We start from the raw sequence: 1,058 nt of genomic DNA, 5'->3' as shown, positions 1-1,058 counted from the left end.
GCGCAGCATCTTGCCGAAGCCGGCGTCATCGTTCCTGCCGTTCGCGGCCGGCTGCTCCGACGTCGCGCGCGTGGAGGCAAATCCTGGCAAGGCCGAGCCGAGGCTGGTGGTCATTTGGGGGCGGCTCCAAGCATCTGGTCGATCAGGTCGAGCTGTCGACGTGTTCTGGTCATGGCCGCGTCGGTCGGATCGGCGGGCTCTTTAGCGGCTGCGGGCGACGGTGCCGACGCCGGCATGACTGTCGCTGCGTCGGCGGATGCAACTGCCGCCGTGTCCGGCGCATTGGCGGCCGGTCCGCCGGAGGCCGCGGTGGCGGCGGGTTGCTCCGAGATGGCGCCTTCGACCGGTGGCAGTCCACTGTCATCGGCGTTTTGCGGCGTGGCGATCTCGGGAGCCGCAGGTTGCTCGGCCGCAACAGGGGCAGGCTTTTCCTCGGGAAGGGCGGTGGGCGGCGCGACGACCTCGCCGGCAATGGCCTGCGCGGCGTCGAGCAAAGCGCGGTCGCCTTCCGAGAGCCTGGTGCGGTCGATCTTGCCGAGCTTGGCACGAACGTCCTCGATTGTGCCCGAGGTGACGGTGGAAAGGCTGGCATAGAGCAGAGCGCGTGGATCGTCCTGATTGGTGTTGCCGTCGCGGCCCTGCTCGGCCCGCGCCGAAGCGAAGGCCGACAGCTCGTTCAGGCCGTCTATCGCGGCACGGCGGGCGATGCGCAGATAGATCACCTTCTCGCGCTCGGGATCCATCATCGAGGTGATGTCGCCCAGCTTCTCTTGGCTGATCGACATGTGCAGCGCGATGACGCCCGAGACGAAAGAGTCGGCGAACTGGCTGGCATAGGGCGAATAGAGGTAGCGCTCGACATATTGGGTGGAAGCAAGGGCGAAACGTGCCGCGTCGCCTTGCGCGACTGCAAGGCCGACCGAACGGCGAAGTGCCGCTTCCTCGACCAGCGTGCCGGGGCTGAGCAATCTTGCCTCGTCGAGCAGACCGAGTGCGGTCGCCGGTTGATCGCCGGCAAGCAGTGAGCCTTTGACCAAAGCGAGGAAGGCGCCGAGATC

The 1,058-nt window shown here is 67.2% G+C and carries 1 protein-coding gene; it reads right to left on the bottom strand.

Going from position 1 to position 1,058, the window contains the following annotated elements:
• Nucleotides 1-110: 110 nt before the first annotated feature.
• A partial coding sequence (locus tag EN749_RS36255) for a chemotaxis protein MotC (protein WP_128365021.1) occupies nucleotides 111-1,058 on the bottom strand: 948 nt, incomplete at its 5' end.

The sequence above is a fragment of the Mesorhizobium sp. M7A.F.Ca.ET.027.02.1.1 genome (assembly GCF_004022985.1).
GTDB lineage: Bacteria > Pseudomonadota > Alphaproteobacteria > Rhizobiales > Rhizobiaceae > Mesorhizobium.
Note: the sequence above shows the minus strand (reverse complement) of the source record. Positions and strands in the feature narration are given on the sequence as shown.